General features: G+C 58.6%; 24 protein-coding genes. 20 read left to right on the forward strand and 4 right to left on the reverse strand.

What is annotated here, in order from left to right:
* Window positions 1-166: 166 nt before the first annotated feature.
* Window positions 167-490 carry a DUF4236 domain-containing protein gene (locus V1475_RS05970; RefSeq protein ID WP_479412008.1) on the reverse strand — a complete coding sequence of 108 codons (324 nt, stop codon included), beginning with the start codon at window positions 488-490 and terminating at the stop codon, window positions 167-169.
* A 326-nt stretch (window positions 491-816) separates the two neighbouring features.
* Here V1475_RS05970 and rpsJ point away from each other — a divergent pair, with 326 nt between their 5' ends.
* From rpsJ to V1475_RS05990, 4 genes are read left to right on the forward strand one after another with little or no spacing between them, the layout of a single operon-like run.
* On the forward strand, window positions 817-1,125 hold the full coding sequence (rpsJ, locus tag V1475_RS05975; RefSeq protein ID WP_066707020.1) for a 30S ribosomal protein S10: 309 nt from the start codon (window positions 817-819) through the stop codon (window positions 1,123-1,125).
* 17 nt (window positions 1,126-1,142) lie between these two features.
* On the forward strand, window positions 1,143-1,877 hold the full coding sequence (gene rplC / locus V1475_RS05980) for a 50S ribosomal protein L3 (protein WP_434290936.1): 735 nt from the start codon (window positions 1,143-1,145) through the stop codon (window positions 1,875-1,877).
* Window positions 1,874-2,494: a 50S ribosomal protein L4 gene (rplD, locus tag V1475_RS05985; protein ID WP_066707025.1), complete on the forward strand. Its 621-nt coding sequence runs from the start codon at window positions 1,874-1,876 to the stop codon at window positions 2,492-2,494. Before rplC ends, rplD begins: the two co-directional genes overlap by 4 nt.
* Window positions 2,491-2,787 (forward strand): 50S ribosomal protein L23, encoded by a 297-nt coding sequence (locus V1475_RS05990; protein WP_096806453.1) that lies wholly within the window; start codon window positions 2,491-2,493, stop codon window positions 2,785-2,787. Before rplD ends, V1475_RS05990 begins: the two co-directional genes overlap by 4 nt.
* A gap of 74 nt (window positions 2,788-2,861) precedes the next feature.
* Here the strand turns inward: V1475_RS05990 and V1475_RS05995 are convergent, their stop codons facing one another.
* Entirely contained in the window at window positions 2,862-3,770 is a 909-nt protein-coding gene (locus V1475_RS05995; RefSeq protein WP_479412009.1) for a glycosyltransferase family protein, read from the reverse strand.
* Between the two features lie 508 nt (window positions 3,771-4,278).
* Here V1475_RS05995 and rplB point away from each other — a divergent pair.
* The 5 genes from rplB to rplP are packed head-to-tail and all read left to right on the forward strand — an operon-like array spanning window position 4,279 to window position 6,921.
* Window positions 4,279-5,118 (forward strand): 50S ribosomal protein L2, encoded by an 840-nt coding sequence (gene rplB / locus V1475_RS06000; protein ID WP_066707040.1) that lies wholly within the window; start codon window positions 4,279-4,281, stop codon window positions 5,116-5,118.
* A gap of 3 nt (window positions 5,119-5,121) precedes the next feature.
* Entirely contained in the window at window positions 5,122-5,400 is a 279-nt protein-coding gene (gene rpsS, locus V1475_RS06005) for a 30S ribosomal protein S19 (RefSeq protein ID WP_043868446.1), read from the forward strand.
* A gap of 3 nt (window positions 5,401-5,403) precedes the next feature.
* The gene (rplV, locus tag V1475_RS06010; protein ID WP_434289283.1) at window positions 5,404-5,784 is read left to right on the forward strand and encodes a 50S ribosomal protein L22; all 381 of its coding nucleotides are present in this window, start codon (window positions 5,404-5,406) and stop codon (window positions 5,782-5,784) included.
* A complete protein-coding gene (gene rpsC, locus V1475_RS06015) occupies window positions 5,784-6,494 on the forward strand; it encodes a 30S ribosomal protein S3 (RefSeq protein ID WP_434289281.1) in 711 nt (236 codons plus the stop codon). The genes rplV and rpsC overlap by 1 nt, the downstream gene beginning before the upstream one ends.
* 13 nt (window positions 6,495-6,507) lie before the next feature.
* Window positions 6,508-6,921 carry a 50S ribosomal protein L16 gene (rplP, locus tag V1475_RS06020; RefSeq protein ID WP_479412010.1) on the forward strand — a complete coding sequence of 138 codons (414 nt, stop codon included), beginning with the start codon at window positions 6,508-6,510 and terminating at the stop codon, window positions 6,919-6,921.
* Window positions 6,922-7,065: 144 nt separating this feature from the next.
* Here rplP and V1475_RS06025 read toward each other — a convergent pair whose 3' ends face one another.
* Window positions 7,066-7,845: a transglutaminase family protein gene (locus V1475_RS06025; protein ID WP_479412011.1), complete on the reverse strand. Its 780-nt coding sequence runs from the start codon at window positions 7,843-7,845 to the stop codon at window positions 7,066-7,068.
* A 114-nt stretch (window positions 7,846-7,959) separates the two neighbouring features.
* Here V1475_RS06025 and V1475_RS06030 point away from each other — a divergent pair, with 114 nt between their 5' ends.
* Window positions 7,960-8,724 carry an ion transporter gene (locus V1475_RS06030; RefSeq protein ID WP_434289277.1) on the forward strand — a complete coding sequence of 255 codons (765 nt, stop codon included), beginning with the start codon at window positions 7,960-7,962 and terminating at the stop codon, window positions 8,722-8,724.
* Window positions 8,725-8,804: 80 nt separating this feature from the next.
* Here V1475_RS06030 and V1475_RS06035 read toward each other — a convergent pair whose 3' ends face one another.
* On the reverse strand, window positions 8,805-9,428 hold the full coding sequence (locus V1475_RS06035; protein WP_434289276.1) for a TIGR02466 family protein: 624 nt from the start codon (window positions 9,426-9,428) through the stop codon (window positions 8,805-8,807).
* A 138-nt stretch (window positions 9,429-9,566) separates the two neighbouring features.
* Between V1475_RS06035 and V1475_RS06040 the strand changes: the two genes are divergently transcribed.
* The 10 genes from V1475_RS06040 (at window position 9,567) to rplR (ending at window position 13,859) form a co-directional block, all read left to right on the forward strand.
* Window positions 9,567-10,292: a hypothetical protein gene (locus V1475_RS06040; protein WP_479412012.1), complete on the forward strand. Its 726-nt coding sequence runs from the start codon at window positions 9,567-9,569 to the stop codon at window positions 10,290-10,292.
* 155 nt (window positions 10,293-10,447) lie between these two features.
* Window positions 10,448-10,645: a 50S ribosomal protein L29 gene (gene rpmC, locus V1475_RS06045; RefSeq protein WP_066707057.1), complete on the forward strand. Its 198-nt coding sequence runs from the start codon at window positions 10,448-10,450 to the stop codon at window positions 10,643-10,645.
* Between the two features lie 12 nt (window positions 10,646-10,657).
* Complete coding sequence (gene rpsQ / locus V1475_RS06050; protein ID WP_066707060.1) at window positions 10,658-10,885, forward strand: 30S ribosomal protein S17; 228 nt, start codon at window positions 10,658-10,660, stop codon at window positions 10,883-10,885.
* An 88-nt stretch (window positions 10,886-10,973) separates the two neighbouring features.
* A complete protein-coding gene (gene rplN / locus V1475_RS06055; RefSeq protein WP_009574016.1) occupies window positions 10,974-11,342 on the forward strand; it encodes a 50S ribosomal protein L14 in 369 nt (122 codons plus the stop codon).
* Complete coding sequence (gene rplX / locus V1475_RS06060; protein WP_066707063.1) at window positions 11,342-11,647, forward strand: 50S ribosomal protein L24; 306 nt, start codon at window positions 11,342-11,344, stop codon at window positions 11,645-11,647. Before rplN ends, rplX begins: the two co-directional genes overlap by 1 nt.
* The gene (rplE, locus tag V1475_RS06065) at window positions 11,647-12,210 is read left to right on the forward strand and encodes a 50S ribosomal protein L5 (protein WP_434289271.1); all 564 of its coding nucleotides are present in this window, start codon (window positions 11,647-11,649) and stop codon (window positions 12,208-12,210) included. Before rplX ends, rplE begins: the two co-directional genes overlap by 1 nt.
* A 21-nt stretch (window positions 12,211-12,231) precedes the next feature.
* A complete protein-coding gene (gene rpsN / locus V1475_RS06070; protein WP_066707068.1) occupies window positions 12,232-12,537 on the forward strand; it encodes a 30S ribosomal protein S14 in 306 nt (101 codons plus the stop codon).
* 12 nt (window positions 12,538-12,549) lie between these two features.
* Complete coding sequence (rpsH, locus tag V1475_RS06075) at window positions 12,550-12,942, forward strand: 30S ribosomal protein S8 (protein WP_066707071.1); 393 nt, start codon at window positions 12,550-12,552, stop codon at window positions 12,940-12,942.
* Between the two features lie 12 nt (window positions 12,943-12,954).
* Window positions 12,955-13,488: a 50S ribosomal protein L6 gene (gene rplF, locus V1475_RS06080; protein ID WP_434289269.1), complete on the forward strand. Its 534-nt coding sequence runs from the start codon at window positions 12,955-12,957 to the stop codon at window positions 13,486-13,488.
* Between the two features lie 11 nt (window positions 13,489-13,499).
* The gene (gene rplR, locus V1475_RS06085; RefSeq protein WP_107815012.1) at window positions 13,500-13,859 is read left to right on the forward strand and encodes a 50S ribosomal protein L18; all 360 of its coding nucleotides are present in this window, start codon (window positions 13,500-13,502) and stop codon (window positions 13,857-13,859) included.
* Window positions 13,860-13,895 lie beyond the last annotated feature (36 nt).

The following is a 13,895-nucleotide window of genomic DNA, read 5'->3' on the forward strand; positions in this document are numbered from 1 at the left end:
ATCGCATAGTCAGCTTGCTGACGATCGAATGAGAAAGGGCGCTCTTCGGAGCGCCCTTTTTTGTTCGAATGCGGACCACGCATGGGAAGCAAAGCGACGGTGCAAGCGTCGGGTGGCAGTTGGCTTTGCTTGCAAAGGCAATGAGAACCCGGGGCCGGTGGGCCAATTAAAATATTAATTTGAGTATCGCGTATCCAACGATGCCTATGACGGCAAAACCAACGATGCCGCCCCAAATAGGACTCTCTTTTGCGGCTGGTGCCAAAGCCGCTTTCGGAGCGTTCTTTTTCGCAGAGGCTCGTTTGCCCCCACTCGGTTTTGTGGAATAACTCAAGCCTGTACCGGGTGTGCTGGCGGTCGTTTTCACTCCACGTTTGCTGATATTCGTTGTTAAACCCTTCCCGCCGATACTTAGTGAGGAACGGGTCTTTCCAACATTAAGCCTAACGCCGGGAGCTATTTTGAACGATTTTTTGACTCGAAAGCCCATTAGAAATTCCTTTTCCATAATTACATGCAAAATGAGACCGGCGATGATTGCTAGACAAGAGTTTTCTTGTTCGACGTCTTGTAGATAGATGAAGAACTGAGCTTGAAAGCTATTTGACCCAAAGTCTTCGTGAAAAGGGACAAAACCCTTGCCACAAAGCCCATCCCCCTCTATATCGCGCGAGTTCTCTTTCGGGAGAACGCATGAAGAGGGATTCGCAAATGGTCTGATATGACCCTGAGCCCCCGCTTCATAAGGTTCGACGAGGGTGTCCGATGAGCGGGCATCTTCCTCTCAACCTCAATAAGCCTATGAAAGGCAATGCTATGCAAGGCCAGAACATCCGTATTCGGCTGAAGGCATTTGATTTCCGCGTGCTCGACGCATCGACCCAGGAAATCGTCAACACGGCGAAGCGCACCGGCGCTCAGGTCCGTGGCCCGATCCCTCTGCCGAACAAGATTGAGAAGTTCACGGTTCTCCGTGGTCCTCACATCGACAAAAAATCCCGCGACCAGTTCGAGATCCGCACGCACAAGCGTCTTCTCGACATCGTTGATCCGACCCCCCAGACCGTGGACGCGCTGATGAAGCTCGACCTCGCCGCTGGCGTGGATGTCGAGATCAAAGTCTGAGGAGGGCAATAGAGATGTTGCGCTCTGGTGTTATCGCGAAAAAGGTCGGCATGACCCGCCTTTTCATGGAAGACGGCAAACAGATCCCTGTGACCGTTCTTCTGCTCGACAATCTGCAAGTGGTTGCTCAGCGCACCACCGAGAAAGACGGCTACACCGCCGTTCAGCTCGGCGCTGGCTCCGCAAAAGCAAAACGGACCTCCCAAGCCATGCGTGGTCACTTCGCTGCGGCGAACGTGGCTCCGAAACGCAAAGTGGCTGAGTTCCGCGTGGACGAAGACAAGCTGATCGAAGTGGGTGCGGAAATCTCCGCCAACCACTACCTCGAAGGTCAGTTCGTTGACGTTTCCGGCACGTCCATCGGTAAAGGTTTTGCCGGTGCCATGAAACGCCACAACTTCGGCGGTCTGCGCGCCTCCCACGGTGTGTCCATCTCCCACCGTTCCCACGGTTCTACCGGTCAGTGTCAAGAACCGGGCCGTGTGTTCAAAGGGAAAAAGATGGCCGGTCACATGGGTGCTGCCCGTGTCACCACCCAAAACCTCCAAGTTGTCCGCACCGACGCCGACCGTGGCCTGATCATGGTCAAAGGCGCTGTTCCGGGCTCCAAAGGCGGCTGGGTCACCATCAAAGACGCCGTGAAGAAAGCAGCCCCGGCTGATCTTCCGCTTCCGGCTGCTCTGAAATCCGCTGCCTCTGAAGCGACCGCCGCTCCGGCTGTCGAAGCTCCGGCAGAAGGGGGTGAAGCATGAAACTTGACGTGATCAAACTCGACGGCGCCAAGGCTGGCACGCTGGATCTGGACGAAGCTCTCTTCGGTCTCGAACCGCGCGCTGACATTCTGCACCGTGTGGTCCGCTGGCAGCGTAACAACGCGCAGCAGGGCACCCACAAGGTGAAGACGAAGTCTGAAGTGTCCTACTCCACCAAGAAGATTTACCGCCAAAAAGGCACCGGTGGCGCTCGCCACGGCTCCCGCAAGGCACCGATCTTCCGCAAAGGTGGTATCTACAAAGGCCCGACCCCGCGGTCTCACGGCCACGATCTTACGAAGAAATTCCGTAAGCTCGGCCTGAAACACGCGCTCTCCGCGAAAGCCGCAACCGGCAATCTCGTGGTTCTGGACGAAGCGAAACTCGCCGAAGCCAAAACCGCTCTGCTGGCCAAAGCTGTCAAGGAACAGGGCTGGAAACGCGTGCTGATCATCGACGGCGCCGACATCGACGCGAACTTCAAAGCTGCGGCTGCGAACATCGCCGGTGTGGACGTGCTGCCGACCATTGGCGCCAACGTCTACGACATCCTGAAACGTGACACGCTCGTGATCACCAAAGCAGGTGTCGAAGCTCTGGAGGCTCGCCTGAAATGACCAACAAAGCTGAACTCTACGACGTGATCCGCAAGCCGATCATCACCGAGAAAGCCACCATGGCTTCTGAAAACGGTGCCGTGGTTTTTGAAGTCGCCATCGACTCCAACAAACCGCAGATCAAAGAAGCTGTGGAAACGCTCTTCGGTGTGAAGGTGAAAGCGGTGAACACCGTTGTCACCAAAGGCAAAACCAAACGCTTCCGCGGCATGCCGGGCAAGCGTAAGGACGTGAAAAAAGCCTACGTCACCCTCGAAGACGGCAACGCGATCGACGTGTCCACCGGTCTCTAAGTTTTAGAGATAGGTTCGAAATGAAGAAGCCCCTCGGTGAGAGCCGGGGGGCTTTTTGTTCTGCCGGTCGAGCCTTACCCAACCTGCCGCAACATCTGCTTTGCACGCCGCCAGCGCAGGAACTCGCGACTCCGGTCGACGAAACGTGCGAGGTCTTCCGCGACCATATGCTCATGCAGGGCGCGCAGGGTGGGCGTTCCGACGGTCGGACTTTTCCACAGGCGACCGATCAGATGGTAATGCGCGATGTCGCAGCTTCCCGGTTCCGGATCGCCCCAGCCCATGATGTTGTAATTGTACCGCTGCGGCAGGATCTTGGTCGGGGTGCCGCAACGGGCCCCGAGTGCGGAGAGGGTGATCTGATCGAGATTGTCCCGCTGCGCGGCAAAGGCAACCTGGTGATCGAGATCGAGCGTCATGTCGAGCCATTCCCGTCCGACGTGGATGTTCCCGTCCTGGGTCCGCTCGCGGAACAGGACGACACCGGCGTTGAAATAGGGCGGGTAATCGAGGTTCGGGCGGCGCAATGTGCCTGGCCGCTCCTGCGGCATGGGAACCCCCATTTGCGCATAGAGCGGCTCCCAGTCCTGCGCTGTCGGTACGGCAGAGGTGAGGAAGTCCGAGAGCACCGCCGCCACGGTGGCATCACCGAGCGCCGCTTCGAAATCGACGGGGCCACAAAACACGACATCCGTGTCGAGAAAGACCGCGATGTCGCCCTCGCGCTCATCGGCGGCGGCAAGGAGCTTGTTGCCGATCGGGTAGGGTTTGCGCCAGTCACGCCCTTTGGGCGCGGGGATGGGGCGCAGCGCGATCCCGGCCTGCTCGAACAGCCGCATCAGTGTCTCCGGCAGCTCCGTTCCCGGCCGGACATAGGCATAAAACCGGCACCGCCCCGCCATATGTTGGAGGATGGAGGCGGCGAGGAAATGCGCCTGAGTTTCGAGTTTCGGACCGTCGACGACAAAGAAGACACTGATCAAAAGGATTTCTCCCAATCCCGGGTATTTGCCCGCTGACCATGGCAGAGAAATCCCGGCGGCAACAGTGGGCGCATGGGGTTTCTGTCGGTGAGGGCGCGGCTTCAATGCACCACCGCGCGGGATCAAGGCGTGCCGTTGCGCGAGGCCTGCCCGTGTCACGCCGAAAGCGTCATCCAGCAGGATCGGGTTGGTGCTTTGGCCATCTTCGTGTAACGGTCATTTCATGGAGTAACTTGGCTGGGATAACGTGCGCCGATCAGAAGGTGGTGCGCCACCTCACGGGCAGGCGCTGGCGCTCAGATCCCACCCAGAGTGGATTATTTCCACTCCGCACTAGACTCCCCCCTCAACACCCACTATACCCCGCCCATCTCACGGCCCCGGATTCGTTCTTGGGGCCCGTGATTTGTGTGGGACGAGGACCGCAAGGACCCCGGCCTTAGACGAAAACGGGTCGTAGCCGCATCGGCTACATGAGATGACCCAAAGCAAACGGAAGACAGAAACTATGGCACTCAAGTCGTATAAACCGACGACGCCTGGCCAGCGTGGGCTGGTTCTGATCGACCGTTCGGAGCTTTGGAAAGGGCGCCCGGTCAAATCTCTCACCGAGGGTTTGACCAAGAACGGCGGCCGGAACAACACCGGACGGATCACGATGCGCCGCAAAGGCGGCGGGGCAAAGCGTCTCTATCGCATCGTCGACTTCAAACGCACCAAGTTTGACGTCGCTGCAACCGTGGAACGGATCGAATATGACCCGAACCGCACCGCGTTCATCGCGCTCATCAAATACGAAGACGGCGAACAGGCTTACATCCTGGCTCCGCAGCGTCTGGCCGTCGGTGACAAAGTCATCGCCTCCGCCAAAGCTGACGTGAAGCCCGGCAACGCCATGCCGTTCTCCGGTCTGCCGATCGGTACGATCGTCCACAACGTCGAGATGAAACCGGGCAAAGGCGGCCAGATCGCCCGTGCTGCCGGCACCTACGCTCAGTTCGTTGGTCGTGACGGTGGTTACGCCCAGATCCGTCTTTCCTCCGGCGAGCTGCGTCTCGTGCGTCAGGAATGCATGGCTACGGTCGGCGCCGTGTCCAACCCCGACAACTCCAACCAGAACATCGGTAAAGCCGGTCGTAACCGCCACAAAGGCATTCGTCCGTCCGTCCGCGGTGTTGTCATGAACCCGATCGACCACCCGCACGGCGGTGGTGAAGGCCGTACCTCTGGTGGCCGTCACCCGGTGACTCCGTGGGGCAAGCCGACGAAAGGCGCGAAAACGCGCAAGAACAAAGCGACGGACAAATTCATCGTTCGCTCGCGTCACGCTCGGAAGAAGGGTCGCTAAGATATGGCACGTTCTGTCTGGAAAGGCCCGTTTGTGGACGCTTACGTCCTCAAGAAAGCCGAAAAATCCCGCGAGAGCGGCCGCAACGAGGTCATCAAGATCTGGTCGCGTCGTTCCACCATCCTGCCTCAGTTCGTTGGTCTCACCTTTGGTGTGTACAACGGTCAGAAGCACATCCCCGTCAACGTCACGGAAGACATGATCGGTCAGAAGTTCGGTGAATACGCGCCGACCCGCACCTATTACGGTCACGCCGCCGACAAAAAAGCGAAACGGAAATAAGTCATGGGTAAGGTTGCAAATCCCCGTCGCGTGGCTGACAACGAAGCCATGGCGAAAGCCAAAATGCTTCGCGTTTCCCCGCAAAAACTGAACCTCGTGGCCCAGATGATCCGCGGCAAGAAAGTCGACAAGGCCCTCACGGACCTGACTTTCTCCAACAAGCGTATCGCTCAGGACGTGAAGAAATGCCTTCAGTCCGCGATCGCCAACGCCGAGAACAACCACAACCTCGACGTCGATGAGCTCATCGTCGCTGAAGCATGGGTTGGCAAAAACCTCACCATGAAACGCGGTCGCCCGCGTGCCCGTGGTCGTTTTGGCAAGATCATGAAGCCGTTCGCGGAAATCACCATCAAGGTGCGTCAAGTTGAGGAGCAAAACTAATGGGTCATAAGGTTAACCCGATTGGCATGCGTCTCCAGGTCAACCGCACCTGGGACAGCCGCTGGTACGCTGACACGAAAGATTACGGCGATCTTCTTCTCGAAGACCTCAAAATCCGTGATTTCATCAAGGAAGAATGCAAGCAGGCCGGTGTGTCGCGCGTCATCATCGAGCGCCCGCACAAAAAATGCCGCGTGACCATTCACACCGCCCGTCCGGGCGTCATCATCGGCAAAAAAGGTGCGGACATCGAGACGCTCCGCAAAAAAGTTGCCGCGATGACCGATTCCGAGCTGCACCTCAACATCGTTGAAGTGCGCAAGCCGGAACTGGACGCTGCTCTGGTGGCCGAGTCCATCGCCCAGCAACTCGAGCGTCGTGTGTCCTTCCGTCGTGCCATGAAACGCGCCGTGCAGAACGCCATGCGCATGGGTGCCCTCGGCATCCGCGTGAACGTTGCCGGTCGTCTCGGTGGTGCTGAAATCGCGCGTACCGAATGGTACCGCGAAGGCCGCGTGCCGCTTCACACCCTGCGTGCAGACATCGACTACGCGCATGCTGAAGCATCGACAGCTTACGGCATCATCGGCATCAAAACCTGGATCTTCAAAGGCGAGATCATGGAACACGACCCGCAGGCTCGTGACCGTCGCGCCGAAGAAGCCCAAGCCGGTCCGGCACCTCGCGGTGACCGCGGCGGCCGTCGCTAAGGAGGTCTGAGACATGCTTCAGCCAAAGCGTACAAAATTCCGCAAAATGCACAAAGGCCGGATTCACGGTGAGGCAAAAGGCGGTTCGGATCTGACCTTCGGCACCTTCGGCCTCAAAGCCGTTGAGCCCGAGCGTATCACTGCACGTCAGATCGAAGCAGCTCGTCGTGCCATGACGCGTCACATGAAGCGTCAGGGTCGTGTTTGGATCCGCATTTTCCCGGACACCCCGGTGACCGCGAAGCCCGTCGAAGTTCGTATGGGTAAAGGTAAAGGCTCCGTGGACCGTTGGGTCTGCAAAGTCAAACCGGGCCGCGTGATGTTCGAGCTGGACGGCGTGTCGGAAGAAGTCGCCCGCGAAGCCCTGCGCCTCGCTGCGATGAAACTCCCGATCAAAACCCGCACGGTCGCGAAAGAAGACTGGTAAGAGTCGAAAACGCGTAAGCGTTTTCTGACCAGCGTGCGGCAGTTGCTTTTCATAGAAAAGCAATGAGAGCACGCTCCGGTTGAGAATAAGAAACCCCCGCTGAGAGATCGGCGGGGGTTTTGTTTTTCCGACGGTGAGGGGTTTTCACCCCACCTCAATCTCCAACTCAAAGCTCAACTCCGACGACACCCCATTGCCCCAGAACCCGCCTTCGATCGGCATGGTGCCCATCTGGTCCGGGGCGGCTGAGAGGGCGACGTGGCCGTCCGTGACCGCCACCCCATGGGTCGGATCATACCCCTGCCACCCCACTCCCGACAGCCAGACTTCCGGCCAGGCGTGCAGGTGGCGCTTGCCGTCCGGCGTTTCTGCCTTGGCCTGATAGCCCGACACGAAGCGCGCGGGGATGCCGAGACTGCGGCAGGCGGCGATGAACAGCACGGCGAGATCGCGGCACGCGCCCCTGCCGATGCGAAGGGTCTCTTCCGCCGTCTGGGCATAGCCGGTCGGCCGGATATGCCGATCTGTCCGCCGATACAGGGTTTCGGTCAGCAGCTCGAGAAACCGCGGTACATCCCCGGCCTCAGCCAGAAGATCGCGGGCAAAACCAGTGACGCTGTCCTCGGGGAGGAGATGCAGATAGGTCGCCATGTTCGGCTGATCCGAGACCGGCGTCGGATGACCCGTCTCGCAGGTAAAGCGGCTGACGATGTGCAGCACATCGGTTTCGCCCGCAAAACCCACACGGGTTTCCGGCGTGCCAAAAGCCGACAGCCCATCCTCGCGCCAGACGGGCGTGGGCGTGATCTCATAGCGATGATCGAGCGCATGCACCCCGTAGGGTTTGAGACGCAAAAGCTGATCTCCGAGCCGCACGGGCGCGGAATAGCGATAAAGGGTGTCGTGGCGAACGGTGAAGCGCATGCGAGCCTCCTTTCAACAGAAGGTCATGCTGCGACTGCGAAATCAAGCGCGAAGCCCCTTGTCTCACGCGGGAGGACCTCCATATCAGAAGGCCAGGCCCTGAATGAGACAAAGATGCGCGCACAGATTTCCGAATTCATCGAACGACCTATCTTCCGCCATACCATCATGGCGGTCATCCTGTTCAACGCCGTGATCCTGGGGCTTGAGACCTCGGAACGGATCATGGCGCGGGCCGGATGGCTGATCGAGACGCTCGACATGATCTGTCTGAGCATCTTCGTGCTGGAACTGGCCCTGAAAATCTACGCGCAGGGGCCGCGGTTCTTTCGCGATGGCTGGAACTGGTTCGATACGGTGATCGTCGGCATGTCGCTCTCTCCGGTCGGGGAGGGGCTGTCGGTACTTCGCGCCCTGCGGATCCTGCGATTGCTGCGTGTCGTCTCCGTCGTGCCAAGCCTGCGCCGGGTGGTCGAGGCCTTCATCATGGCCTTGCCGGGGATGGCCTCGGTCTTCCTGCTCACCGGCATCATCTTTTACATCGGCTCGGTCATTGCGACGAAACTCTACGGGCCGACATTTCCCGAATGGTTCGGCACGCTGGGAGCCTCGCTCTACACGCTGTTTCAGGTCATGACGCTGGAAAGCTGGTCCATGGGCATCGTGCGCCCGGTGATGGAGGTGCATCCCGAAAGCTGGCTGTTCTTTGTGCCCTTTATTCTGGTCACGGCCTTTGCCGTGCTCAACCTCGTCGTGGGTCTGATCGTCTCCACGATGCAGGATGCCCATGCTGAGGAAAGCAACGCCGCGACAGACAGCTATCGCGACGATGTGTTGGGGCGTCTCGAGCGGATCGAGAGGGCGCTGGAGCGGCGCTGAGTTACTCGTCGGCCCGGGGCTCCGCCCGTTCGCAACTCAAACGCTCCCCCGGAGCGTTTGTCGCGCCGAGGCGCGAACCGTTACTCACCCCATTTGTAGTTAAAGCTCACCGACACCCGGTCGAACTCGCTTTGATTCATCATCACCTCATGGCGCAGCCAGCTTTCCCAAAGCATGATGTCGCCCGCTTCCGGCGAGAGGTAGATGAAATTCTGCATCTCCCGGCGGGCGTCTTTCTTGCGGGCGGGGGCGCCCATCATCATGACGTGACGCGGATCTTCGAGACGCAGCGAGGAGGCGCCTTCCGGCATGGCGACATAGGTCGTCCCGGAGATCACCGAATGCGGGTGAATATGCGCGGAGTGATAGCCGCCCTCCGGCAGGATGTTGATCCAGAGATCTTCGAGCACCAGCTTGCGGTCGCCCAGATCGAATTCGAGGTCTTCGGCGAATTTCGCGACGTGCTGGTCGAGGCTCTCGACGATGTCCTTGAAGATCGGAAAGCGCCAGGGCAGGTCGGTGAGAGAGGCGTAGGAGGTATAGCCCGGATAGCCCTTATCATCGCACCATTGCTGCCCGGCTTCGTCGTCCTCGGCGATGGCATAGCAGCTATCAAAAAGTTCGTCCTGATCGACCTCCGGGGAGAACTCGTTCAGTTTCGCTTTGTAGAGACGGGTGACGAAAAGGGATTCGATGTCGGCCATGGGGAAAGCTCCTTTGACAGGTTTGGCCTGTCATAGCGCGCGGGGGAGGGCTTGGCGAGGGGGCAGGCCCCATGATTGCAACGGGCGGCAACAGATGTCATGCCTGTCGCGGATCGAGTTGTAAATTAAGAGGTTTCAATGACTGATGGCGAAACGCGCGCGCAGCGACGAGAGGCCCAGAGCACCTATATCAAGCAACGCTGTGCCGAATGGCAGGCTCAGTGGCATGCGTTCTACGATGATGATCCGGCGCTCATTGACGCGGGTGAATTCCCTCCAGAGACACGGCTTCCGGCCCGCGTTTCAGAGGATAATCGTCTCAATTTCGGTCTGACTTGGGCCACACCTGAGACACGGCGAGCTTGTTTTGCGCTCTTGCCCAAGGGGGCGGAACTCGCGCAGCATTTCGAGTCATTTATGACCGATCCAATGACGCCATTGAACCAGCAAGGCGCGAAGGCTTTGGCAGCGGAACTCGTGGCCTGTCTCGAAACCTGTGACCTGAACGAAGAGGTGGATTGGTCGGACATGCCACTTGTTCTCGAGGACGGAGATGCTGTCGCAGGTCGTTCGGATGATATTGCCATGCTTCTGGAGCGAGATTTCTTTGAGCCAGACCCCGAAGATATCTGGGCCTCGGTTGCGGCGGCTCTGTTTGTGAATGAGATGCTCTATGTTGCGGCGGGGAACTATTATGAGTTGGCGCATTGGTTTTCCGCCCTCCTGACCTGCCCGGAAGAGGAGAAGGTGCATCGTCTGGTGTATCAGTTGTGGCTGGGCGGGTGGCAGGTTGGAGTGGCCGCTGAGGGACCCGTCCTGATCTGGCGACCCCGCACCGATCCTCAAATGCAAGCGATCCTCTAACTTTCCCTTGCCACGCCACCCCCAACCCCTTATAGAGCGGCATCTCACAGATTCCCTTCAGGGGAGTCGTGTGTATTGACATAACCCACCGGACCGAATGTCACCCCGAATAAGGGCGCATTCCGGTGCTACCAGGAACCAAGGAGAGGCGCCAAATGAACGCCCAGGAATTGCGTGCGAAAACGCCGGACGAGCTCAAAACTGAGCTTGCCAATCTGAAAAAAGAATCCTTCAACCTGCGTTTCCAGCAGGCCACGGGTCAGCTCGAAAACACCGCTCAGATCCGCAAAGCGCGCCGCACAGCCGCTCTTGTGAAAACCATTCTGAACGAAAAAGCCAAGTCGGCTGAGTAAGGAGAGCGACCTATGCCCAAGCGTATTCTTTCCGGGGTCGTGACCTCGAACCAGAACGAACAGACCGTGACCGTGCTCGTCGAGCGCCGTTTCAAACACCCGGTTCTGAAAAAAACCATCCGTAAGTCCAAAAAATACCGGGCTCACGATGAGAACAACCAATTCAACGTCGGCGACACCGTCCGTATCCAGGAATGTGCACCGAAGTCGAAAACCAAGCGTTGGGAAGTGCTCGCCTGATCTCGATCAGACAAGCCTCCTCCCAGCTTAATCGAAACCCTGGGGGCACCGATCACTGCAGATCGCCCCAAAGGTCGGGAGAAACCAAATGATCCAGATGCAGACCAATCTGGATGTCGCTGACAACTCCGGCGCTCGCCGAGTTCAGTGCATCAAGGTCCTCGGCGGTTCCCACCGTCGTTACGCCTCCGTGGGCGACATCATCGTGGTGTCGGTCAAGGAAGCGATTCCGCGTGGCCGTGTGAAAAAAGGGGACGTCCGTAAGGCCGTCGTCGTTCGCACCGCCAAGGAAGTCCGTCGCGAAGACGGCACCGCGATCCGTTTCGATCGCAACGCCGCCGTCATCCTCAACAACAACAACGAGCCCGTTGGTACCCGTATCTTCGGCCCGGTTGTTCGCGAACTTCGTGCGAAAAACTTCATGAAGATCATCTCGCTCGCTCCGGAGGTGCTCTAATGGCTGCTAAGCTGAAAAAAGGCGACAAGGTCGTCGTCCTCGCCGGCAAGGACAAAGGCAAACAGGGTGAAATCACCTCTGTCATGCCGTCCAAAGGCAAGGCCATCGTGGAAGGCATCAACATTGCCATCCGTCACGCACGCGCCACGCAGGGCGAGCAAGGCGGCCGCAAGCCGATCGCCATGCCGATCGACCTGTCGAACCTCGCGCTGCTCGATGCCAACGGCAAAGCCACCCGCGTCGGTTTCCGCATGGAAGGCGATCAGAAAGTGCGCTTCGCCAAAACCACGGGAGACGTGATCTGATGCTCGACACCACCGATTACACCCCGCGTCTTAAAGCCGCTTACAAAGACAGCATCCGTGCTGCTCTGAAAGAAGAGTTCGGCTACAAGAACGACATGCAGATCCCGCGTCTGGACAAAATTGTCCTGAACATCGGCTGCGGTGCGGAAGCTGTGAAAGACTCCAAAAAAGCGAAATCCGCTCAGGAAGATCTTTCCGCGATCGCCGGTCAGAAAGCGCTCGTCACGAAAGCCAAGAAATCCATCGCTGGTTTCCGCGTTCGTGAAGACATGCCGCTCGGTGCGAAAGTCACCCTGCGCGGCGACCGCATGTATGAATTCCTCGATCGTCTGATCACGATTGCCATGCCCCGCATCCGCGACTTCCGCGGCGTGCCCGGCACCTCTTTCGACGGCCGTGGCAACTACGCCATGGGCCTGAAAGAGCACATCGTGTTCCCCGAGATCAACTTCGACAAAGTCGACGAAGTCTGGGGGATGGACATCGTCATCGCGACCACCGCGAAGACGGACGCAGAAGCCAAGAGCCTGTTGAAAGCTTTCAACATGCCCTTCAACAGCTAATCGCGCGAGGAGTTTGAGAACATGGCAAAGAAATCCATGATCGCACGCGAGCGCAAGCGCGAGAAGCTGGTGGCGAAATACGCCGCCAAGCGCGCTGCTCTCAAAGAGGTCGTCTACGACCAGGACAAGCCGATGGAAGAGCGTTTCCGCGCGTCCCTGAAGCTTGCTGAACTGCCGCGCAACAGCTCGGCTACCCGTCTGCACAACCGTTGTCAGCTGACCGGCCGTCCCCACGCTTACTACCGTAAGCTGAAGGTGTCCCGGATCATGCTGCGGGAACTCGGCTCCTTCGGCCAGATCCCCGGTCTGGTGAAATCGAGCTGGTAAGGGAGAGAGAATATGAACGATCCTATCGGCGATATGCTCACCCGTATCCGTAACGCTCAAATGCGTGGCAAATCCACCGTCTCCACCCCGGCTTCCAAGCTGCGCGGCTGGGTTCTGGATGTGCTGCTCGACGAGGGTTACATCCGCGGCTATGAGAAAGGCACCGACGTCAACGGTCACCCGACCCTTGAAATCAGCCTGAAATACTTCGAAGGCACCCCGGTTATCCGCGAACTGAAACGGGTCTCCAAACCCGGTCGTCGCGTGTACCTCGGTGTCAAGGACATCCCGTCGGTCCGTCAGGGCCTTGGTGTGTCGATTGTCTCCACCCCGAAGGGTGTGATGTCGGACGCAAACGCTCGTGCCAACAATGTTGGTGGCGAAGTGCTTTGCACCGTCTTCTAAGGAGGTCTCTCGATGTCTCGTATTGGTAAGAAACCGGTCGAGCTGCCCAGCGGCGTTTCCGCCTCTGTGTCCGGCCAGACCATCGAAGTGAAAGGCCCGAAGGGCACTCACTCCTTCACCGCCACGGACGATGTGACCCTCGCTGTCGAAGACAACACCGTCACCGTCACCCCCCGTGGTAAATCGAAGCGCGCTCGCCAGCAGTGGGGCATGTCCCGCACCATGGTCGCCAATATGGTGACCGGTGTGACCGACGGCTTCAAGAAAGAGCTCGAAATCAACGGTGTTGGTTATCGTGCTGCGATGCAGGGCAACGTGCTCAAACTCAACCTGGGTTACTCCCACGAAGTGAACTTCGAGGTTCCGGCCGGCGTCACTGTGACGTCTGCGAAACCGACCGAGATCACTGTGGAAGGTTCCGACCCGCAACTCGTCGGTCAAGTCGCGGCCAACATCCGCGAATGGCGCAAACCCGAGCCCTACAAAGGCAAAGGTATCAAGTACAAAGGCGAGTTCATCTTCCGTAAGGAAGGGAAGAAGAAGTAAGGACGCTCATCATGGCAAACAGCAAACGGACCCTGTTTCTGAAACGCCGCCTGCGCGTTCGGAACAAACTTCGCAAGAACAATGTCGGCAAGCTTCGCCTGTCGATCCATCGTTCGAACAAGAACATCAGCGCTCAGCTGATCGACGACGTTCAGGGCAAAACCCTGGCCGCTGCCTCCTCGCTCGAGAAAGATCTCGGCGTGGTCGGCAAGAACAACGTCGAAGCCGCCGCCAAAGTTGGCGCGGCGATCGCAGAGCGCGCGAAGAAAGCCGGTGTCGAAGAATGCTACTTCGACCGTGGTGGCTTCCTCTTCCACGGCAAGGTGAAGGCTCTCGCCGACGCTGCCCGTGAAGGTGGTCTGAAGTTCTAAGACTTGAGGGAGGGGGGCAATGCTCCCCTTCCCGAT

Source organism: Celeribacter sp. SCSIO 80838, from assembly GCF_056498065.1.